This window comes from Prolixibacter sp. DSM 2831 (genome assembly GCF_056493735.1).
Genome location: NZ_CM151379.1, coordinates 241,955 through 264,403 on the forward strand (window position 1 = coordinate 241,955; position 22,449 = coordinate 264,403).

Annotated in this window: 15 protein-coding genes and 1 tRNA gene; 11 read left to right on the top strand and 5 right to left on the bottom strand. The window is 46.5% G+C overall.

Annotated features, from left to right (window positions below; translation table 11 throughout):
• Window positions 1-121 precede the first annotated feature (121 nt).
• From AC060N_RS00985 to AC060N_RS00995, 3 genes are all read right to left on the bottom strand, one after another.
• Window positions 122-1,009: a hypothetical protein gene (locus tag AC060N_RS00985; protein WP_479525516.1), complete on the bottom strand. Its 888-nt coding sequence runs from the start codon at window positions 1,007-1,009 to the stop codon at window positions 122-124.
• Window positions 1,010-1,262: 253 nt separating this feature from the next.
• A complete protein-coding gene (locus AC060N_RS00990; protein ID WP_479525517.1) occupies window positions 1,263-1,520 on the bottom strand; it encodes a GDCCVxC domain-containing (seleno)protein in 258 nt (85 codons plus the stop codon).
• 83 nt (window positions 1,521-1,603) lie between these two features.
• Window positions 1,604-1,676: transfer RNA gene (locus tag AC060N_RS00995), tRNA-Met, on the bottom strand.
• A gap of 198 nt (window positions 1,677-1,874) precedes the next feature.
• On the opposite strand from AC060N_RS00995, the gene AC060N_RS01000 reads away from it, so the two are divergent.
• The 5 genes from AC060N_RS01000 to AC060N_RS01020 all read left to right on the top strand — a co-directional run bounded on the left by AC060N_RS01000 (window position 1,875) and on the right by AC060N_RS01020 (window position 6,914).
• On the top strand, window positions 1,875-2,741 hold the full coding sequence (locus tag AC060N_RS01000; protein ID WP_153640973.1) for a M23 family metallopeptidase: 867 nt from the start codon (window positions 1,875-1,877) through the stop codon (window positions 2,739-2,741).
• A gap of 10 nt (window positions 2,742-2,751) precedes the next feature.
• On the top strand, window positions 2,752-3,909 hold the full coding sequence (locus AC060N_RS01005; RefSeq protein WP_479525518.1) for a 1-deoxy-D-xylulose-5-phosphate reductoisomerase: 1,158 nt from the start codon (window positions 2,752-2,754) through the stop codon (window positions 3,907-3,909).
• A 21-nt stretch (window positions 3,910-3,930) separates the two neighbouring features.
• A complete protein-coding gene (gene rseP / locus AC060N_RS01010) occupies window positions 3,931-5,262 on the top strand; it encodes an RIP metalloprotease RseP (protein ID WP_479525519.1) in 1,332 nt (443 codons plus the stop codon).
• A 78-nt stretch (window positions 5,263-5,340) separates the two neighbouring features.
• Entirely contained in the window at window positions 5,341-5,559 is a 219-nt protein-coding gene (gene tatA / locus AC060N_RS01015; protein ID WP_194831589.1) for a twin-arginine translocase TatA/TatE family subunit, read from the top strand.
• Between the two features lie 272 nt (window positions 5,560-5,831).
• Window positions 5,832-6,914 carry a DUF4837 family protein gene (locus AC060N_RS01020; protein WP_106541190.1) on the top strand — a complete coding sequence of 361 codons (1,083 nt, stop codon included), beginning with the start codon at window positions 5,832-5,834 and terminating at the stop codon, window positions 6,912-6,914.
• A 94-nt stretch (window positions 6,915-7,008) separates the two neighbouring features.
• Here AC060N_RS01020 and mqnC read toward each other — a convergent pair whose 3' ends face one another.
• On the bottom strand, window positions 7,009-8,127 hold the full coding sequence (gene mqnC, locus AC060N_RS01025) for a cyclic dehypoxanthinyl futalosine synthase (RefSeq protein WP_479525520.1): 1,119 nt from the start codon (window positions 8,125-8,127) through the stop codon (window positions 7,009-7,011).
• Window positions 8,128-8,257: 130 nt separating this feature from the next.
• Here mqnC and AC060N_RS01030 point away from each other — a divergent pair, with 130 nt between their 5' ends.
• From AC060N_RS01030 to sov, 4 genes are all read left to right on the top strand, one after another.
• Window positions 8,258-9,682, top strand: coding sequence for a leucyl aminopeptidase family protein (locus AC060N_RS01030; RefSeq protein WP_479525521.1), 1,425 nt, complete (start codon window positions 8,258-8,260; stop codon window positions 9,680-9,682).
• 119 nt (window positions 9,683-9,801) lie between these two features.
• Window positions 9,802-10,863, top strand: coding sequence for a 4-hydroxythreonine-4-phosphate dehydrogenase PdxA (pdxA, locus tag AC060N_RS01035; protein ID WP_479525522.1), 1,062 nt, complete (start codon window positions 9,802-9,804; stop codon window positions 10,861-10,863).
• Window positions 10,864-10,905: 42 nt separating this feature from the next.
• Window positions 10,906-11,487: a Holliday junction branch migration protein RuvA gene (gene ruvA, locus AC060N_RS01040; protein ID WP_479525523.1), complete on the top strand. Its 582-nt coding sequence runs from the start codon at window positions 10,906-10,908 to the stop codon at window positions 11,485-11,487.
• Between the two features lie 50 nt (window positions 11,488-11,537).
• The gene (sov, locus tag AC060N_RS01045; RefSeq protein ID WP_479525524.1) at window positions 11,538-19,061 is read left to right on the top strand and encodes a T9SS outer membrane translocon Sov/SprA; all 7,524 of its coding nucleotides are present in this window, start codon (window positions 11,538-11,540) and stop codon (window positions 19,059-19,061) included.
• 17 nt (window positions 19,062-19,078) lie between these two features.
• Here the strand turns inward: sov and AC060N_RS01050 are convergent, their stop codons facing one another.
• Window positions 19,079-20,521, bottom strand: coding sequence for an oligosaccharide flippase family protein (locus AC060N_RS01050; RefSeq protein ID WP_479525525.1), 1,443 nt, complete (start codon window positions 20,519-20,521; stop codon window positions 19,079-19,081).
• 99 nt (window positions 20,522-20,620) lie between these two features.
• Between AC060N_RS01050 and AC060N_RS01055 the strand changes: the two genes are divergently transcribed.
• Both AC060N_RS01055 and AC060N_RS01060 read left to right on the top strand, forming a co-directional pair.
• On the top strand, window positions 20,621-21,754 hold the full coding sequence (locus AC060N_RS01055) for a glycosyltransferase family 4 protein (protein ID WP_479525526.1): 1,134 nt from the start codon (window positions 20,621-20,623) through the stop codon (window positions 21,752-21,754).
• Between the two features lie 25 nt (window positions 21,755-21,779).
• Window positions 21,780-22,379, top strand: coding sequence for a ribonuclease HII (locus AC060N_RS01060; RefSeq protein WP_479525527.1), 600 nt, complete (start codon window positions 21,780-21,782; stop codon window positions 22,377-22,379).
• Window positions 22,380-22,449 lie beyond the last annotated feature (70 nt).

Consider the following 22,449-nt stretch of genomic DNA (forward strand, 5'->3'; position numbering starts at 1 on the left):
TTAAAACGTAAATATAGTAAAGGGTTGGAAAGGGGAAATGTTTAGGGGGGAATTAAACATTTCGTTATTCTTTATAATGATATTTTGTATTTAGAGAATTTTCTCAGTATTAGAAGCTACTCTACTTTTTTGCTTGGTGGAATTTCTGTAATATTTGTTCCTTTTCCCAATTGCGGCAGAGTTGCAATTCTCTTGCGTATTTCCCAGCTTGAAAAGGTGCCATTTTCAAGGCGGTATCGTACGAGTAGCTCTTACCTGTAGCAATATCAAAATATGTTGTTTTGAAATAGTAATAGATGGGTTTTCTTAGCGAGGTAGAATCGGGATTGAAATTCAATTTGAGCAGTGCCGTAAAACTTCCGTTCTTAGGATAAGAATCTGAATAGTTAATGGACATTGTTCCATAATACGTCACGTCGTTTCCGCATACGCTGAAAGAATTACCACTTACTCTAGTCATTGGTCTTTCGCCTATGTTGACAAATCTAAAAACGATGGAATAATTATGTGGGGCATGATTGTCTTTAATAATTTTTGCCTTGTCAAGAGTCATTAAAGGTCGTCCAGATTTTATTTTAAAAGATGATAAGGAGGCATTTGCAGCCTTTAATTTTTCAACACTATTACGTGCAGAAAGAGTGTTCTTTTCTATTGAGATAAGCAATCGATTTTGATAGGTTAAGGAGTCAGATAATTGTTCAATCTCTCTTTTAAGTGCTTGGTTTTGATTTTTTAGCTTTTCCTTTTCTGATGAGGTCGTTTTATAGGTAATGATTTGTAGTATTACTAGTAATACTGCGGCTGACACAAAAACATATCCTTTTCTGTTAAGTTTTTCCTTCTCTCGGATAACATAAATAACAGGAAATAAGATGATGACAAGCTGCAGTATTCCACTGGAAACCGTAATAATAGGGATGGATGTCGGTGTTATAAAAAATAGAAAAGCCAGTAATAAAAACAAGAATGTTATTAAGAGCAAAATGCCCCTATTGAATTTATGTTTCATGAAGTCTTTTAATAAAACATTAGTGAATGTATCACAACTATAAAATTAAAATATAATACTGAAATCCTTCAAAAAAGCGTTTTCTCAGGGAAGCTATTTTGACTTATTCCTTATTGATAAGGACTTAAAAGTTATATATCAATTGCTACTTGAGAGAATATTGAACTTGATCAACCATGTATGAAAAAAACCGAAGCCGATGATTTCGGGTTTCTCTGTTTGTATCTGGAATAAGTAATATCTAAATATTGTATCAGCAACAGTTCTTTCCTTGCTGAATGGGAGGACAAGGAACGGTACCATACGAACAATACACGCAGCAATCTCCTTCCTTTGGCTTTAAGATAGTGTGGCAGTTGGTACATTCGTAAAAGAAGCTGCATGCATTTTCAGGCATTGTTTCTTCTTTCTGAAAACCGCATTCAGGGCAGGTGATGACGGATTTGAGGATGATAGGTTTCAGTTCTTGAAAATCGGAAAATTCCATTGTCGGTTTGTTGTTTTTAATCATGCATACTGTCCATCAAAGGTAGCATAATCAAAAAGTGTTTGGAGGGTAAAATAAAAAAGCCGGTTAAGAAACCGGCTTCGTAGTAGCGGGGACAGGACTCGAACCTGCGACCTCCGGGTTATGAGCCCGACGAGCTACCAACTGCTCTACCCCGCAATGTAGGCGTTGAGTATGTTTCTCAAACGCGGTTGCAAATATAGATCAGTTTTTGTGTCCCTCCAAATAAATTCATGAAAATTCATCGCGATTGGGGGCGTATTCAGGTGTTGTTACTTGATGATGAAGCGGTAGCCGCAAATAAAAAAATTTCTCCTTTTTCTTATTAACTTTGGCAACCAGAGAAAACAGGACGGAATGATTACGGAAAACCAGAAGAAGCGCCTTCGCTACAAAATGAAGAATCCCCTGCGGATGGTGATTTTTAACGACCAGAACCTGCATACTGTTGGGCAGTTCCGGTTTACGCCTCAATCGTTGTTCATGCTCATCGCCTCGGTGGTGATTTTACTGATTGTGGCTGTTATCTTGCTTATCGCCTTTACACCGCTCAGGGAATATATACCCGGTTATCCTACCGGAGAAATGCGTCAAACCATTGTGCAAAATGCGTTGATGGTCGATTCGCTGGAAAGCGAGTTGGCTGTGCGCGATCGGTATTTCCGCGACATCCGTATGTTGCTGGCCGGCGAAACGCCCCCGGACGAAACGACTTCGCCCGATACGATCGTTCGGCTCGACCAGATACATTTCAAAAAATACGACCACGACAGCCTGTTCCAGGATCAACTGTCGCGCGAACAATTTAATCTCTCTCTGAATAACCAGACTCCCGACCGCAAACGCGGCATTTCGGAGCTGTTGTTCTTCCCGCCGATTAATGGTGTCATCACCAACCACTTCGATGCGGCTTCGGGTCACTTTGGCGTCGATGTGGTGGCGAAGAAAAATACCCGCATCTCATCGGTGCTCGACGGTACAGTGGTATTTACCGGATGGACGATGCAAACCGGATATGTGATTGAGATTCAGCATGAGCACAACCTGGTGACGTTCTACAAGCACAATTCCGAGCTGCTGAAAAAGGCCGGCGACAAGGTGAAAGCCGGCGAAGCCATTGCCATTATGGGAAATACCGGAATGGAAACAACCGGGCCGCATCTTCATTTTGAAATGTGGCAATCTGGTGTACCTTTGAACCCCGAAGATTACATCAATTTTTAGGCGGAACATCATGAAAAACATTGCCATACTGGGTTCAACCGGTTCTATCGGAACACAGGCGCTGGAGGTGATTGAAAAAAATCCTGACCGGTTCACTGTGGAGGTGCTGACGGCCAACAATAACACAAAGTTGTTGATTGAGCAGGCGCGTCAGTTCAGGCCCGATGTTGTGGTTATTGCCAACGAAGAAAAATACGACGAGGTCCGTGATGCGCTGGCTTCGGAACCGATTAAAGTATATGCCGGCGCCGATGCGGTGGCACAGGTGGTTTCGATGGGCTCCGTCGACCTGGTTTTAACAGCCATGGTGGGCTACTCGGGCTTACTTCCGACCATCAATGCCATCAATGCCGGGAAAAACATTGCGCTAGCGAACAAGGAAACGATGGTTGTAGCCGGCGAGCTGATTGTAAGGCTGGCCAACGAAAAGAAGGTGGACATACTTCCGGTGGATTCGGAACACTCGGCCATTTTCCAATGCCTGGCCGGCGAGTTCATGAACCCCATCGAGAAAGTGATTTTGACCTGTTCGGGCGGTCCTTTTCACGGAAGAACAGCGAAAGAGCTGAGGGCAGTTACGCCGGAAGACGCGCTGAAACATCCGAGCTGGGACATGGGCGCGAAAATTACCATCGATTCGGCCTCGCTGATGAACAAAGGCTTTGAAGTGATTGAGGCCAAATGGCTCTTCGGCTTAAAGCCGGAACAGATTGACGTGGTCGTGCATCCGCAGAGTATCATTCACTCGCTGGTGGAGTTCCAGGATGGCGCCTTGAAAGCGCAACTGGGCATGCCCGATATGCGCGTCCCGATTCAGTACGCATTGGCTTATCCCGAAAGGTTAGCCAGCGATTTCCCTCGCTTCCGGTTCTCCGATTACCCGACGCTCACATTCGATACACCCGATACCGAAAATTTTCGTAATCTTGCACTTTCGTATGAGGCTTTGCATCAGGGCGGAAATATCGCCTGTTCACTCAACGCATCCAACGAAATTGCTGTAAAAGCATTCCTCGACAGAAAAATCGCTTTTACCGAAATGGCATGTATCAATGAGGCAGTTATGATGAAAACTTCGTTGGTGAATGAACCTTCGTACGAAGATTATGTTGAAACCGATCGGGAAGCTCGCGAAAGGGCTGTCTCATTGGTAAATGAAAATAGTTAAAAACGATTCGATAAAGATACTATGGTTGTTTTGGTTAAGGCGGCTCAGCTTATCCTGAGTCTTTCAATTCTGGTTGTCCTTCACGAGTTTGGACACTTTATTTTCGCCAAGCTCTTCAAGTGCCGGGTTGAAAAATTCTATCTTTTCTTCGATCCGTGGTTTTCGCTCTTTAAATTTAAAAAAGGCGAAACCGAGTACGGCGTTGGATGGCTGCCGCTGGGTGGTTATGTGAAAATCTCGGGGATGATCGACGAGTCGATGGACAAAGAGCAGATGAAACAACCTCCGCAGCCATGGGAGTTCCGGTCGAAACCGGCCTGGCAGCGACTGTTGATCATGATTGGTGGTGTGCTGTTCAACCTTCTTTTTGCGCTTTTCCTGTATGCCATGGTGTTGTACACATGGGGTGAGCAATACCTGCCGACAGCTAATGTGAAGTACGGAATCGTCACCAGCCAAACCGGTAAAGAGATTGGCTTCCAGAACGGTGATAAAATATTAAATGTTGGCGGTGAGAAGGTTGCTGATTTCACGAAAATCGTTCCGACCATTGTACTTGAAAAAGCGAGCTATGTAGAGGTGGAGCGTGATGGGAAGGACGTGAAAGTTCCGATTACGCAGGAAGATATTGCCAAATTACTGAATAATAAAAACGTGTTGGGCGTCCGGATTCCTTATTCCCTTAAGGTGCATGGATTCATGAAGAAATCGCCCGCGCGGGATGCCGGAATGGATATTGGAGACAAAGTAGTAGCCATCAACGGACAGCATTTTGCATACAACGACCAGTTTGTCCAGGCACTGAAAGATGCGAAAGGCAAAACGGTGGATGTGACCATTGACCGGGACGGTGCGACAAAGACGTTACCGGTGACGATTGGTGAGAATGGCTTGCTTGGGGTCGAACGTACCATGATGAACCTCGACAGCTTGTTTACCTTTAAAACACTCACCTATGGCTTTTGGCAATCCATCCCTGCTGGTGTGACGAAAGGTTTTAATACCGTCGATAATTACCTGAAGCAATTCAAGCTGTTGTTTCAGCCCGAAACGAAAGCATACGAATCGTTGGGTGGTTTTATTGCCATCGGGAACATTTTCCCGGGTATTTGGGACTGGCGCTCGTTCTGGAACCTGACTGCCTTCCTGTCGATTATTTTGGCCGTAATGAATATTCTGCCCATTCCGGCACTCGACGGGGGCCATGTACTGTTCCTGCTCTACGAAATTGTTTCGGGCCGTAAGCCCAGCGATAAATTCCTGGAGTACGCGCAGATTGCCGGAATGGTGATTCTGTTTGCACTGTTGATTTTCGCCAATGGAAACGACATTATTAAATTATTCAAGGGCTAGTGTGTCATTTCCTGTGGATGAAGAACATCGTATGAAAAAAATTCTAAATTTGTAACCAAACCTTTAAAACATGACATTATGAACTTATTCGTGATAGCAGGGTTCATTGGCCCGCAGGAAATCATTATCATATTGGTCATTGTTCTGCTTCTGTTTGGAGGCAAGAAGATACCGGAACTGATGCGCGGCCTTGGGAAGGGTATGAAAGAGTTTAAAAACGCCACCAACGATGAGGGTGGTTCCGAGGAGAAATCTTCGAAGAAAGAGGAGAGTTCGAAAGAGACACTCAAAGAGTAGACTGAAAAATATTCAGACTGATACAACACAGAACCCTGGTTCAGATGAGCCGGGGTTTGTTCGTTGATATTCTTTAACTTTTTTTCCTTAAATGATTTTGTTAATTTCGAATTAACCATTGTATCATTTTGTAAGACAACGTTTGATAACCATGCAGCCTTGACCTGACTATTTGTAATTCGTCCCGGAATGGGAACCGGATTACGGTTTTGTCGCAAGGTTGTTTCTGTTTATTTTCTTATCGAGTCAATAAATCTAAAATATAGCGTATCATGAAGAAGATACTATTTCAACTGACTGTCACCTTTGTATTGGGAGCGATGCTTTCGTCCTGTGGGGGAGACAGTAATCCAACAATGAAAAATTCTACCGGAAAGCCAGGCGAAATTGTTGTCGTGATTCCTAAGGCTACCTGGGAGGGCGAGGCAGGCGATACCATCTTTCATTTCCTGGCGCAGCCTGTTGCCGATTTGCCCCAGGAGGAGCCGATGTTGAACGTAGTGCATATCCCGCCGCAGGCATTTGGTGAGATTTTTAAAACCGGCAGAAATCTTCTGCTGACGAAGATTAACCCTTCGGTGAAAGAACCTAAGATTACGATACAGCGCAATGTGTGGGCGAAACCGCAGATAATTGTTTCGGTGCAGGCGCCCAATGAAAAGAGTTTTACCGATTTCTTTGCCAAAAAGGGAAACGATATCGTGAGCATCTTCGTGAAAGAAGAGCGGAACCGGTTGATGAAAATGTATGCCGACCGAAAATTTAAAAATGATGCCGTTGCCGAGCGGATGGCAAAAGAGCACCATTTCACGCTCAACGTGCCGAAAGGATTTGTTGTTTCAGTGGATACGACCAATTTTGTATGGATTCGTTACGAGACTCCGAATATTAGCCAGGATGTAATCGCTTACTGGTACCCGTATACTTCCGATAGTACCTTTACCAGGAATTATCTGCTGAATAAGCGCGATTCAGTGCTGAAGAAAAATGTTCCCGGTCCCGATCCCGGCACTTACATGATGACAGAGCGACAGATTCCTACTCTTTTCCGTGCCTTTAAGCTGAACGGTAATTACACTGCTATGCTGCGCGGGCTCTGGAAGGTGCACGGCGATTTCATGGGAGGTCCTTTTGTTAGCATCAGCACACTCGACCCGATTCGTGGTCGTGTACTGACACTGGAAGGATTTGTTTACGCTCCGAAGAAAGATAAGCGGGAATTGATGAGGCAGGTGGAAGCCATGATTTATTCGGTGCGCTTCCCTGACCAGAAAAAGAACGACAAGATTAACCGGATGGCTGAGATGGGCAATGACACGAGTGCGCCACCGGTTGATTCGGTAGAGACAAAATAAATTTGCGAAAGCAATTGGGCATAAAAAAGAGGCGGAACTAATTATTCCGCCTCTTTTTTATGTGGTAACTCTCGAGAGTAAAGTTTCTTTTTAATTATGCCGGCTGTAATTCCGGAACCATTTCCGGCAACTCCACATGCTCGTAACCCTGGTTACGCAGTTGCGGACGGAAACCAGCATCGATAATGGATTGCTGAATACCTTTGGCATTCATCTGGTACGATGCGCCAGCAGCAGAAACGACATTCTCCTCAATCATGATGGAACCCATATCATTGGCTCCGGCATTCAGACAAAGCTGTGCAGTATCTCTTCCTACTGTTAACCACGATGCCTGGATGTTGGTCACATTGTGCAACATGATACGTGCAACGGCAATCATCCGCACATATTCCATTGGCTCAATCGGAGTAACTTCGATATTCTGGTAGAGCTCGGTATCTTCCAACATCACCGGCCAAGGAATGAAAGCGGTGAAGCCATCACTACCTTCCGGGCGTTCGTCCTGCACATCGCGAAGCAAAGCCAGGTGTTCGATGCGCTCGCGGTTGGTTTCAATCGTTCCGAACATCATGGTAGCCGAAGTCACCATTTTCAGTTTGTGTGCTTCACGCATTACGTCAAGCCACTCCTGCGTGTTGCACTTTCCGGGTGATAAAATCCGGCGAACCCGATCCGACAGAATTTCTGCACCGGCTCCGGGCAAACTATCCAGCCCCGAATCCCGCAGTTGGATAAGCGTATCGCGGAAGCTCAAACGAGAGCGCTTGGCGATGTGTGCCACCTCAGGTGGTCCCAGCGAGTGCAGTTTCACTTCCGGATAACGGCGTTTCAACTCACTGAACAGGTCGGTATAAAACTTGATACCATATCGCGGATGCATGCCGCCCTGGAGCAGCAGCTGATTACCACCCTGCTTGAGCATTTCCTCAATTTTTTCAGAATACTCTTCGATGGTGGTTGTATAGGTATCCTTATCGCCGATATCGCGTCGGAAATTACAGAAATTACAGTGGGCCACACATACGTTGGTGGTATTTACGTTGCGGTCGATTATCCAGGTTACCACGTTGCCGGGCACCTTCTTCTTCCGCAGCTCATTTGCTACATGCATCAACTCCGGAGTGGGAGCATGCTCATACAGCAGCAATCCTTCATCAACGGTCAATGCCTCAAAATTTAAGGCTTTTTGGTATATTGATTCGAAATTCATGTAGTAAAAATTTGGCGTAAAGGTACTAATTTTCAAATACGATAGTTGCTGATTTTTACGGCTATCCTTTTTAAAAAGATTCAACCTTTTTCAGGGGATAATGTTGCATCAGTAAATTTAAATTTTCGATATGGAACTGAAAAGACAAAGTGAATACAAGGGTAATAATCTGGTATACATATTAAAAGATGACTCGGAGCTGGCCTCTGTTCCGCTTGACGAGAAAGAAAAAAAATATACCGAAAAGCGGTTGGAAGATAAAGCGGAATTAATTTTCATCAACCGATTGGATGGATGGATTTTTCTGGTTGTTCCCAAACAGGACAAAGGTGAAGAGGCATTTTTAGAGGAATGCCGGAAAAAAGGAAACGAAATTGCTGCCCGGGCTACCGAAGAAAAACTGGAAGAACTGGCCATATCAGGGAATGATGCCCAGGCTGTTTTGGCTGTCGCCGAAGGAGTGGCATTGAGTAGCTACCGGTTTTTGAACCATTTTACCGACAAAAAAGGGAAAGACAGTCCGCTAAAGAATTTGTCTTTGGTTTCTGAGCAACTGAGTGATGCTGACGTAACGGAATTGGCCAACCTGGTGAAGAGTGTTCACCAAACACGCGATTTAGTGAATGAGCCGCTGTCGCACATGAATGCTGAGCGTTTGGCAGAAGCTTTCACCAAAATGGGAAAAGAAGCCGGAATGACCGTGGATGTTTTTCACAAACAGAAAATCGAATCGCTAAAAATGGGCGGTTTGTTGGCGGTCAACAAAGGAAGTATCGATCCTCCGACCTTCACCATCATGGAGTGGAAACCGGAAAACCCGGTGAATGAAAAACCGATTGTCCTGGTGGGTAAAGGTGTGGTGTATGATACGGGAGGTATGAGCCTCAAGCCGACGGCCAATTCGATGGATTACATGAAGTCGGATATGGCGGGTGGAGCTGCTGTGGGCGGAGCCATCTATGCGGCTGCGCTGAACCGTTTGCCATTGCATGTTATTGCGCTGATTCCGGCAACTGATAACCGCCCCGATGGAAATGCTTATGTTCCGGGCGATGTGATTACCATGTACAGCGGCAAAACGGTGGAAGTGCTCAACACCGATGCAGAAGGGCGTTTGTTGCTGGCAGATGCATTAAGCTATGCGAAGAAATTTGACCCGGAACTGGTTATCGACGCAGCTACACTAACCGGTTCAGCAGCTGTTGCGCTGGGACACTATGGAATTGCGGGCATGGGAACTGCGAAACCGGAAGTGATGCAGCAACTTCAAAAAGCGGGGCACGAAGTGTACGAGCGGGTGGTTGAATTTCCTTTTTGGGAAGAATATGGCGAACTGCTAAAATCAGATATTGCCGACCTGAAAAACCTGGGGCCGCGCGAAGCAGGAATGATCACCGCCGGGAAATTTCTCGAAAACTTTGTGGACTATCCTTGGATCCACCTGGATATTGCTGGAGCCGCTTTTCTGAGCCAACCGGATAGCTACCGTGGGAAAGGAGCGACAGGTACCGGTGTACGCCTGTTGTACCGTTTCCTGAAAAGCCTGGCCGGGTGATATGCTCTGAAACCTCTATAAAAACGCGGGGCGGTCAGGGATATACCGAAGAAAAGTTTAAATTTGACCATCCTTTCTCCTTGGGGGAATTGTTGAAAATCTAACATTTAGACAGGACTATGAAGCAACATATTGTCAAGGTCGGAATTACGCACGGCGACATCAACGGAATTGGTTATGAGGTTATCATGAAGGCTCTGCTGGACAACCGGATAATGGAAAACTGTACTCCCATTGTCTACGGTTCGCCCAAAGTAGCCGCTTATCACCGAAAGGCGTTAAATATTAATAATTTCAGTTTTAACCATATTAACACGGCGGAAGAAGCAGTGCCCAAACGGCCCAATATCATTAACTGTATCGATGAGAATATTCGGGTCGAACTGGGTAAGTCGACCAAGATGGCCGGTGAAGCGAGCTACATGGCTCTCGAAGCCGCTGTTAAGGATATCAAAGAGGGGAAGATTGATGTGTTGATTACAGCTCCTATCAACAAGGAGAACATTCAGTCCAACGTTTTTCACTTTCCGGGACACACGCAGTACCTGGCTGAAGAGTTTAAGGCGGATGATCACCTGATGTTGATGGTGAGCAACGACCTGAAGGTTGGTATTGTTACCGAGCACATCCCGCTGTCGAAAGTGGCCTCGACGATTTCCCAGGAGATGATCATGAGTAAACTCCGGGTATTGAACCGGACATTGATGGAAGACTTTACGTTGCACAAGCCCCGTATTGCAGTTCTGGCATTGAATCCGCACGCCGGTGACCATGGATTGATTGGTGACGAAGAAGAGCGCGAAATTATTCCGGCCATCAAGACTGCCAATGAAGAAGGGATTATCGCCATGGGACCCTATCCGGCCGACGGATTTTTCGGTTCAGCCGATTACAAAAAGTTCGATGCTATTCTGGCCATGTACCACGATCAGGGACTGACGCCGTTTAAGTTGGCGTCGTTCGAGTCGGGCGTGAATTTCACCGCAGGCTTGCCTATTGTAAGAACATCGCCGGGACACGGAACGGCTTACAGTCTGGCCGGAGAAGGTAATGCGTCGGAAGATTCGTTCCGGAACGCCATGTACCTGGCCATCGACCTGTTCCTGAACCGGGAGCAGTACAAAGAGTTTTCGAAAGATCCGCTGCAGAGCCAGGAGATCGATCGAACCGGGGGAGAATAGAGTTCTCCCGATTCCATGAATAAACTTGAATGAACGCAAAGGATGTACGAATACATCAAGGGAAATATCACTGAACTAACGCCTGCTTCGGTCATTGTTGAGGCCGGAGGTATCGGGTACTTTATCAACATTTCACTAACCACCTATACCCGTTTGAACGGACGGGAAAATGTGACGGTTTTTCTTCAGCAAATTGTTCGCGAAGATGCTCATCTCCTGTATGGTTTTGCCGACCGGGATGAGCGGGAAATCTTCAGGTTACTGATATCGGTGAACGGCATCGGAGCCAACACGGCTGTTATGATGCTTTCATCGTATCAACCGGAGCAGCTGAGAGACGCCATCGCTACCGAGAATGTGAATGTGCTCAAAAGTATCAAAGGCATTGGAGCCAAAACGGCGCAGCGGGTTATTATCGATTTGAAGGATAAAATCGGTAAATCATCAGAATCGGTGCAGGTTTTCGACAAAGAGGACAATACCACGCGTGAAGAAGCGTTATCTGCTTTGGTGATGCTGGGGTTCAACAAGCGGGCAATCGAAAAAGCACTGGACCGGATTTTTTCCGACAATCCGGGTATTTCTGTTGAGGAAACCATTAAAATTGCGCTGAAAAATCTTTGAGGGCTCCCTTTCCCTGCATTTTTGCGGAAAAAAATTTGTAGTAGCTGGTGTTGAGAAGGTACCGTAGATATATACTGGCTATTCCCCTGCTGATCATCGTTGTGTCCATCATCGGAAACAGTGATGCGTCGGTCAACATGGGAAGAGCAGTCAGGTGGAATGATAACGGTCCGGTTAAAGAAGAGGGTGATACGCTTGCCGTAGATACCATTGGGAAATTACCCTATCCCTTTCGGGATAAAGGCCCCTTCGGAAATGCAGGACAACAGGATTCATCCGCCTTGTATCTTCATGATCCTTCGAATATGAAAAAGGAGGTGGAGTACGATCCGGAAACCGGCGATTATATTTTCTACGACCGGATTGGAGACTTCAACTACCGGCTACCGCGAACCATGTCGCTGGAAGAGTACCGCCATTGGGATTTTCAGGAGTCCATTAAGCGCTACTGGCGGCAACGGATGGCACAGCAATCCTTCGAACAACAGTCGCAACTCATTCCCCAACTCAAGGTAGGTGGCGAATCCTTCAACAGAATTTTCGGTTCCAATACCGTGAGCATTCGTCCGCAGGGTTACGTCGAGCTGAGCCTTGGCGTGCAAACCAACCGCATCGATAATCCTTCTATTCCCGAAAGGATGCGCAAAACCACGACATTCGATTTCAACGAGAAAGTGAACATGAATGTGGTGGGACAAATCGGAAGTAAGCTGAATATGCGGGTGAATTATAATACCGAAGCGACTTTCGATTTTGAAAACAAGATGAAGCTGAACTACACCGGCGATGAAGATGAGATCGTGAAGAATGTGGAGGCCGGTAATGTTTCAATGCCGTTATCGGGTTCCCTGATTACCGGAGGAACCAACCTTTTCGGGGTAAGAACGGATTTGCAGTTTGGTAAACTCGCGGTTTCGACAATTTTCTCGCAACAAAAAGGAGAAACCAAGACCATCGAAACGGAGGGCGGTGCCCAAAAGACCAAGTTCAAGCTCGATGTAACGGATTACGATGCCAACCGGCACTTCTTCCTCGGGCAGTATTTTTACGATCACTACGATCAGGCGCTGGCCAACCTTCCGGTTATCAATTCCGCCATTACCATCAACAAGGTGGAGGTGTGGGTCACCAATAAATCTAACGACTTTAAGGAATCCCGGAATATTCTGGCACTAACCGACCTGGGTGAACGGGGTGCGAACCGTGAGAATCAATCCATTTCTGAATTTGGCGATACGCCCGGACTCTCGTACCCGGAAAACGTTTATACTTTCAACGGTGCCAACCAAATGTATAAGTCCATCACGTCTACCTATTCCGGTATTCGTAATATTGCACAGCTGACACAGGTAATGGCTCCGTTGGCCAGCCGTGGTTTTGTGGCCGGCCGCGACTACGAAAAAATAGAAAATGCCCGCAGGCTCTCTCCTTCAGAATATACCGTCAATAAGAAACTGGGTTACATTTCGCTCAACTCAGCGCTGAATGCGGATGAGGTGTTGGCTGTCGCTTACCAGTACACGGCCAACGGGAAAACCTACCAGGTGGGTGAATTCTCGACCGATGGTATCGATGCTCCGCAAACGCTGGTTCTGAAATTAATTAAAGGCACCGATTTGAATCCCAAATTCAAGAACTGGGATTTGATGATGAAAAACGTCTATAATCTCGGAGCTTATCAGCTTTCTCCGGAAGATTTTCGTTTCGACGTGGAATACCAGAACGATTCGACGGGTACCAACCTGAATTACCTGCCGACCGGTCCGCTGAAGGAGAAAATACTGCTGAAGGTGATGAACCTTGATAATCTGAACAAGCAAAAGGATCCCTATCCCGACGGACTTTTCGACTTCATCGACGGCGTGACGATCGATGCTGCTACCGGACGGGTGTTCTTCCCGGTGGTTCAGCCATTCGGTTCCAACCTGAAAAAGCAACTTGGAAGTGATCAGACGGCAATCGACCGGTATGTTTTCCAGAGTTTGTACGACGAGACAAAAACGGTAGCCGAACAGGATGCGGAGAAAAACAAATATCAGCTGGTAGGTAGTTACAAGGGAACTGCCAGTAACGAAATTTCGCTGAACACAATTAACGTCGCGCGGGGATCGGTGAAAGTTACTGCCGGTGGCCGGGAGCTGACGGAAAACGTCGATTATGTGGTGGACTACGCCCAGGGAACGGTGAAGATTATTAACCAGGGGCTGCTCGAATCGGGAACGCCTATTTCGGTTTCCACCGAGAGTAACAATCTGTTCAGTATGCAGCGGAAGACCTTGCTGGGAACGCACATGAATTACGAGTTCAACAAGAACTTCAACCTGGGCGGTACGGTAATGTACCTGCACGAAAAACCACTGACGCAGAAAGTGAACTACGGTGAAGATCCCATTTCGAATACCATGCTGGGATTGAATGCTTCGTATAAAACATCATCGCAGCTGATTACCAATCTGGTAGATGCACTGCCCTTCCTGGATACGAAAGCAGAATCGAAAGTGGCTGTGGATGCGGAGTTTGCTCAGTTACTTCCCGGACACTCGAAGGTGATCTCGAACGAAGGTGCAGTGTATATCGATGATTTCGAGGGGACTAAAACGACCATCGATATGAAAACGCAGCATGCGTGGACTTTCGCCAGTACGCCACAAGGACAAGACATGTTCCCGGAAGGGGAGCTGGTTGACAACCTGGCCAATGGTTACAACCGGGCAAAGCTGGCGTGGTATGTTATCGATCCGCTCTTGCAGCGAAATACAGCGACGACACCAAAGCATCTGATACAGTTTCCGAAGCAGCGCTCGAGTAACTATGTGCGCGAAGTGTATCAGAGTGAAATTTATCCTGACAGACAGACTCCCGTGGGACAGCCTACCAATATCCCGACACTTGATTTGGCATATTATCCTTCGGAAAAAGGCCCTTATAACTTCGATACCTATCCTTCGGCTTATTCAGCGGGTGTGGCTCAAGATGGTTCTTTGAATCAGCCGGAGACGCGTTGGGGGGGAATTATGCGACAGGTTCAAACCAGCGATTTTGAAGCGGCGAATATCGAGTACATCGAGTTTTGGATGATGGATCCGTTTGCCGAAGATACGTTGCAGCAAAATCCCGGTGGAGACTTGTATTTCGACTTGGGAAATGTGTCAGAGGATATTCTTCGTGATGGACGAAAATCGTTTGAGAACGGATTGCCAGCCGATGGTAATTACGCAGCTACCTGCGATACGACTGCCTGGGGCCGTGTTTCGAGACAACAGTCGTTGGTGAAGGCTTTCGACAATAATCCACAGGCCCGCCGTTACCAGGATGTTGGTTTGGATGGTTTAGACTCGAAGGATGAAGAGAGTTTTTATAAAACGTATCTCGACCAGTTGAAGGGCTTGTTGCTTGATAGTGTATATGCCAAGGTTTATGACGATCCGGCAAATGATAACTTCCATTATTTCCGGGGAACCGATTACGATAATGAAAAGCTGGGTATTCTTCAGCGATACAAAAATTACAACAATCCCGATGGCAACTCGCCGACGTCCGATATGTCGCCGGAACCATATAGTACGGCCGCAACATCAATCCCTGATGCGGAAGATATTAACGACGATAACACGTTAAGTGAGAATGAGTCTTATTTCCAGTATCACCTGAAGCTGGACCGGCAGGATTTGGCCGTTGGAAAGAATTACATCACCGACGCGAAAACGGCGCGTGTTAAACTGAAAGATGGTACCACTTCGGAGATTACCTGGTACCAGTTCAAGATTCCGGTCAAACAACCGACTTCGACCATTGGAACCATTTCCGATTTCCGTTCCATCCGGTTTATGCGGATGTTCCTGCGCGGATGGAAGAAGCCAGTTGTATTGCGTTTTGCTACGCTCGATTTGGTTCGCTCTGACTGGCGGATTTACGAGAAGGATTTGTCGGAAAACAACAGTGTTCCTTCTCCGAATACCAAGTTCGAGATATCAGCTGTCAACATCGAGGAAAATGCGAATCGCGAACCGGTGAACTATGTGTTGCCTCCTGGGATCAGCCGTGTGATTGACCCCGCCAACCCGCAAATCAGGCAACTGAACGAACAGTCGATGGTGCTGCGGACGATCGATCTGCCAACCGGCGATGCGCGGGCAGCATACAAAACCACCACAGTGGATATGCGGCGGTATAAAACGCTGAAAATGGAGGTGCATGCCGAAGCAATTAAAAACCATGCGCTGAACGATGATGATCTGTCGCTTTTCATTCGCATCGGGTCGGATTACCGCTACAACTATTACGAATACGAAATACCGCTGAAGCTGACGCCTCCGGGTTACTACAGTAATGATTCGCAGAACGACCGGTTGATTGTATGGCCTGAAGCCAACCGAATGTATATCCCGCTTGATCTGTTGCCAAAATTGAAGCTTGAACGGAATGCCAAAATGCGGCAAGCCGGTTCCCAGCTTTCGCTGAATGATGTCTTTGAAAAGATTCAGAATGGTGTGAACAACAACCAGAACATCATCAAGGTGAAGGGTAATCCGAACCTGGGAGAGGTGACTTCGGTGATGATTGGTATCCGGAACAAGGATGGTAGTCCGCATCCGGGAAGTAAGTCGGTGGAAGTATGGGTCAACGAACTTCGTCTGACGGATTTCGACGAGAAAGGTGGTTGGGCAGCCCTCGGCCGCGTTTCGGGTAACCTGGCTGATTTGGGAACCTATTCGTTTGCCGGACGAACCAGTACTGCCGGCTTTGGAAGTATCGATTCGAAGATGCAGCAGCGCAGCATGGAAGACAATCATGAATACGATATTTCTACGAATCTTCAGTTAGGAAAATTCTTTGGTGAGAAGTCGGGAGTGCAGATTCCGATGTACCTCGGTTTTTCGAAAGCGGTGCAAACGCCTGAATATTCGCCGCTCGACCCGGATGTGAAATTGAAAGATGCGCTGGATGCTGCCGCGAATAAGTCCGAAAGGGATTCCATCAAGCGAATTTCGCAGGATTATACGACCCGCCGAAGTATCAATTTCACGAATGTGCACATCGACAAGCCTAACAAAAAAGGGAAACCCAAGGTCTATGATATTTCGAATTTCGCAGTGACCTATTCATTCAACCAGTATTATCACCGTGATATCAACACCACGAGGAACGAAACGCGTAATACACGCATGCTGTTTTCGTACAACTACAACACACGTCCAAAGGCTGTGGAGCCCTTCAAAAATGTGAAGTTGTTCCGCTCACCGTGGTTCTCGCTGATTCGTGATTTCAACTTCTATTATTCGCCGGAGCAGATTTCTTTCCGTTCGGATATGAATCGGCGGTACAGCGAACTACAGTATCGGAATATCACCAATCCCGATTTCATAATCCCTTCTTCTTACGAGAAAGATTTTATCTGGGACAGGTACTATGATTTGCGATACAGCCTCACCCGCAGTTTGAAGCTGGATGTTTCGGCCCAGAATACATCACGTGTGGAAGAGCCGTTGGGAGCAAGGCTGAACAAGAATCAGGATGAGTATGAGGCACGGCGCGACACGATTATTCAGAGTATTCTCGACGGAGGTCGTAACACGCATTATCATCATACGGTCAATGCGTCGTACACTTTGCCGATCAACAAAATACCGTTACTGAACTGGACTTCGGGTTCGGCTCGTTATCAATCAACTTTCGACTGGGATACCGGACCGATTACGAGCAGCGAATACCAACTAGGTAACATTATTCAAAATTCCCGCTCAATGCAATTTAACGGGCAGGCCAACCTGGTGAACCTGTATAACAAAGTCCCGTTCCTGAGAAAAGTAAATCAAAAATATTCAGGAGGAAGAGGAAGGAGAAGCATGATGAGACGCCCTTCTCCAATGCGAACGGATACCCGAAACGGAGCAAATGGCAAAGAAGTCAGGTTTGCAGACAAGGGACTGAACCTAAAGGCAGGGAAGGCCCGCTCGATTTTCCATAAGCTAGGTACGAAAGATGTTCGGGTAACTGTTACCGATGCCACAGGAAAACCCATTAACGGTGATGTGAAAGTGGTGAATGACAACCGGGTGACTTTTACTGCGCCGAAAGATTATAACAATGCGAATGTTTTGGTCGTTGGCACGCAGAAGCCCTCAGCCAATATCGCTTTGAAAATAGCTGAATACACGTCGCGTTTGCTGATGATGGTTCGCGATATCAATATTTCCTATACCCAAACCGATGGAACGGTTCTTCCGGGTTACCTGCCGAACACCAGCTATTTTGGTTTGGATAACTATGCACCGGATGGAAGCACGGTTAAATCGTTGGCTCCGGGCTGGCCCTTCGTTTTTGGACAACAAGACCCGAACTTTGCCTGGAGAGCAATTGAGAATGGTTGGATGACGACGGATTCTGCTCAAAACAGCCCGTACCAGATGACCCACAACAATACGCTGAACCTGCGGGCTAAACTCGAACCCATTCCGGGATTGAAAATTGATTTGACGGCCAACCGGAGTTATTCCGAAAACTCATCGGAATTCTATTTGTACGATGCGCAGGATGGCTGGGGTGCTTACAACAAAAATTATTTCGGGAACTTCACCATGTCGGTTATTACAATCGGATCAGCTTTCGATAAGCTGGGTACCAGTGGTGTGCAGCAATCTTCGGCATGGGATAAGTTTCGGGATTACCGTCATATTATTGCCGGTCGGTTAGCCGCTCAGCGGGTGGCGAATCCGAACCAGGGATACGATCCGGGTAAAACTGATCCGACGACCGGATTCCCCGATGGCTATGGTCCAACCGCTGCTCAGGTTCTGATACCTTCGTTCTTTGCTGCGTATACCGGAACCGATCCAAATAAAGTATCGCTCGATCCGTTCCCTTCGGTCAAGTTCATGATGCCTAACTGGCGTCTTCAGTACAATGGTGCTGTTAACGCTGTTCCGGGTTTGAAGAATATAATGAAAACGGTCAGTATTTCACATGCCTACCGTTCTTCTTATAACGTGGGTTCGTTTATCAGTAACCTGAATTATGACGAAATTGGTGATGGCTTCAGCTATGTGCGTGATTATCAGGATAACTTCCTGCCAAAGAACGACATCAATGCCATCAGTATCAATGAGTCGTTCAGTCCGCTGTTTAACGTGGATGTGACCTGGTTGAATAACCTGACGACCCGCTTTGAATACCGGAAGTCACGGAATCTGACACTCAGCTTAACGAATAATCAGTTGACAGAAGTGTACAACAACGAGATGAGTGTCGGTTTGGGCTACCGTTTCGAGGATTTAAAACTGTTCATCAAAACGAAGAACTCGCAGAAGACCCTGAACAACGACCTGCAAGTCAGGGCTGATTTTGGCTTGCGGAAGAACAAGACGGTTTTGAGAAAACTGGTGGAATCGGATGATCAGCTCACGGCTGGCCAGCAGGCAATGACCATTAAATTATCGGCCGACTACAACCTGAGTGAAGCCTTTATCGTCCGGTTGTATTACGACCGTATTGTGAATAATCCGTTTATTTCGCTGTCCTATCCTACGGCCAATTCCAACATTGGTGTAAGTTTCCGCTTTACTTTATCGCACTAATTTTCCCTTTCAGCCGCTTATTGCTCAGTTAAAATGGCTCGCAATGTCTTCAAGCTGATGAGCCCGGTTCCGAAAGCAAGCATAACACCTCCCGCCAGCATGGTCAGATATCCTTGCAGCCAACTTTGCCATCCGGCACAGAAAATTCCCAATACAATGACAGCTAACGCGTAGAAAAGTATGCGTATGATGAGTTTGAAATCCGGTGTAAACCGGAAAAGGTAGTACACCAAAATAACCTGAGCCAGCGCCATCACTGATTGTGTCGTTAAGGCTGCCCATGCCGCGCCTAAAGCCATCAACTTAGGTATCAGCACCAGGTTGAGGATAAGGTTCAGAACAACGCCTCCCACCGCTAAAATATTTAGTTGTTTTAGCGTTCCTTTGGCGGTCAACAGTGTTCCGAAAATGTAGGTGGTGGCAATCGAAATAAACGTGAACATCAATATTCCCAGAATGAGCGGCGATTGCGATGTATGGTGGTGATAGAGCACTTCCATGATTTCTTTGCGGAAAAACCAGGAAGAGAAAGCGAGCAGCAATGCCGGAGCAATAATCAGCAAAAAGGAAAACCGCAGCATCGGACGAATGTCTTCCTGCTTTTTCAACATTCGGGAGAAGATGGGAAGCAGCATCCCCGCGAAAAGCACGCCGAAGTTTGAAACAGCTTCGAGCAAGCGGTAAGCCTGGGCATAAATTCCGGCTTCGGTTCTTCCTTCTGTTGCCGGGAGCAGGCGTTCGATGAGCACCGAATCCATTCGTGTGTACAGCGACATGAGCAAGATGAGCAGCGCGTAAGGATAGGACTTCCGCAGAAAAATGATGAAAAACGAGCGATTGAAACTTAGTTTGATATGGCCCGAATAGTGTTTCACGACAGCGAAAATGATGATGGCAGCCAGCAGATACGAAAACGTTTGAATGTAAACGAACCACTCAATGTGCATGGTATGATGGGGCACATCCGTAAACAAGATGATGCTGCAAAAAAGAATCATCAACGAGCGGTCGAGTATCGACAAAAGACTATCAGTACGAAACAGGTGGAGAGCCGTTAAATTTGAGCGAAAATAGAGACTGAAGGAGATGAAAATCTGGTTTAGAATCAGGAAAACCAACAACGAAATTTGTGCCGCCGAATAACCGATAATCAGCGCTGTAACCATCGAAACAATGGCATAAATGGTTGCCAGGATTATTTTCAGTCCCGATACGTTAGCCAGGTGTTTATTCAGAAGCTGTGTGTGACGGGCAATGTTCCGGTTATTATAATTGGTAATTCCCAGGTCGGGAATCATGTTGAGCAGTAACGTGAAATTGAGCAGCGAGAAATAAAATCCGTACGACTCAGCTCCAACCATGTTCTGCACCGTCCGGTCGATGCCAAATATCCAGAACGGTTTTATCAGCAAATTCAGGACAATGAGCAAGAGTAGGTTGGTGACGAATTTCTTTTGCAAGGTGAATAGTTTTGCTTTATTTCAAAATTAAGAAATTTTCCGTGCGAGGTTAGCTAAGGATAAATACCTTTGCTTTTTAGCGATTCTATTTAACGGAATATGAATATTGTTGTGAATACAAGGTTGTTGCTTCCCGGCAAGCTGGAAGGAATTGGGCGGTTTACGCACGAAACGTTGCGTAGAATAACGACCAATCATCCGGAGCATCGCTTTTTCTTTCTTTTCGACCGGCCTTATTCACACGAATTCATTTATAGTTCCAATGTCACTCCGGTGGTTTTCGGACCGCCGGCCCGTCATCCGTTGCTCTGGTATCTTTGGTTCGAACGGGTCGTTCCGCGTGCATTGAAAGGACTGAACGCGCACCTGTTTTTATCGACTGATGGTTTCGCTTCGTTAAGGACCAATGTCCCGCAAACACTGGTGATACACGACTTGAGTTTTGAGCACCGTCCCCAGGATTTGCGATTTTCACACCGGTGGTTCCAGCATCACTTTGTTCCGCGTTATGCTCAAAAGGCCAAAAGGCTGGTTACCGTTTCCGGATTTTCGCGCGACGATTTGATGCAGAAATATCATATCCCCGAAAACAAGATTGACGTCGTTCCCAACGGCGTTAGTGACATGTTTCACCCGTTGCCAGTTCCGGCGATTCGCAAAGTCAGGGAAAAATATACCAATGGTCGACCCTATTTTCTGTTTGTTGGTGCGCTTCAGCCGCGCAAGAATCTGGTTGGACTTCTGCGGGCTTTCGACCAATTTTGTCAACAATCGAATGCAGAAATAGATTTATTGATTGTTGGCGGTGCTATGCATAAAACGAGCGGAATTTCGAGAGCACACCGTTCGATGAAATGTGGAAACCGTGTTCATTTTACCGGACGAGTGCCCGATGTAGAATTGGTGCAGTTGATGGGAGCAGCTTTAGCTTTAACGTTTGTTCCGTTCTTCGAAGGATTTGGCATACCGGTTATCGAAGCAATGACTGCCGACGTTCCGGTTATTTGTTCTAACTCGTCGTCATTGCCAGAGGTAGGAGGCGAGTCGGTTTGCTACGTCGAACCGGATTCCATCGACGAAATTGCTGCAGCGATGATGAAGATTTATACCGACCAGGAATATGCCGGCGATTTAATATTAAGCGGGAAAAAGCGTTCGGAGAATTACACATGGGAACGGTCGGCTCAGCTTTTATGGAAGTCGATGATGAAAACGATTGAATATCCTTCCTAACGAGGGAAATGATTAATTTTGAAACATGCTTGCATCGTTTTTACATGAGGGGAAAGTGGAAGCCGGCTGCGACGAAGCTGGTCGGGGTTGTTTGGCGGGGCCTGTATTTGCTGCGGCAGTTATCCTGCCTGCCGATTTTCAAAATGATTTGCTAAATGATTCGAAGCAGCTAACTGAAAAGAATCGCTACCTGCTCAGGGAAATTGTCCAAAAAGAAGCGCTTGCGTGGGCTGTTGGTTATTATGACAATACTGAAATTGATGAGGTCAATATTCTTAATGCTTCCATCTTTTCGATGCACCGGGCATTGGAGCAGCTCACGATTACACCGGAACATATTCTAGTTGATGGTAATCGTTTTAAGCCTTACAGGGATATTTCTCATACCTGTGTGGTAAAAGGCGATGGAAAGTATCTGTCGATTGCGGCGGCCTCGATTTTGGCTAAAACCTACCGCGATGATTTCATGCTCGATCTTCATCAACAATACCCAGTTTATGCCTGGGACCGGAACAAGGGATATCCTACAAAAGCACACCGCGAAGCCATTAAGCAGTATGGGGTAACCTCTTATCACCGAATGTCTTTTCGATTGACAGACGATCAGCTGACGCTGGAGCTCTAGGTCTATCTGATTAGCACAGTCTAACTAAATCAATGTAGATACACCCACGAAATTCAATATTTGATTTTGT